Origin of the sequence: Corallococcus sp. AB038B, assembly GCF_003668955.1 — a bacterium.
Classification (GTDB): domain Bacteria; phylum Myxococcota; class Myxococcia; order Myxococcales; family Myxococcaceae; genus Corallococcus; species Corallococcus exiguus.
On the sequence record NZ_RAWO01000158.1, the window covers coordinates 1 to 428 of the forward strand.

The following is a 428-nucleotide window of genomic DNA, read 5'->3' on the forward strand; positions in this document are numbered from 1 at the left end:
CTTGAGGCGCAGGCCGCCGAGCGCATGCTCATTGACGGATTTGGCGTTGAACCGCCCCTTCGTCGTCGACTTCATCGCCATGCCCGTGCAGTTCTCACAGGTGGGAGAGCGGTACACAATCACCGTGCCCCCCTCGATGTCATTCGTGGCGTTGAGGCGTGACTTCGGCACCGAGATGAACAACCGCTCCTTGGGCTCGGTGCCGGGAATATCCCAGACCGCGCCCAGCGGGAGGTCGCCGGCCAGCTCGGCATTGGTCCCCACCGGGCGGAGGGTGACCGTGGAGGTGGCACCATTGGCGATGGCCGAGGTGACATTGACGAGGTCCTGCTTCTTCGTCCATCCCAGCCAGTGGAGCTGCGGGAGGTTGTAGTTATCCGACGGGAAACTGCCCATGTACGTACTCGCGTCGCCGTATGGAATGCCCT

At 63.3% G+C, this 428-nt stretch carries 1 pseudogene; it reads right to left on the bottom strand.

What is annotated here, in order from left to right:
* Positions 1–396, bottom strand: a pseudogene (locus D7Y04_RS42870) (hypothetical protein); the annotation flags it as partial.
* Positions 397–428: the final 32 nt, after the last annotated feature.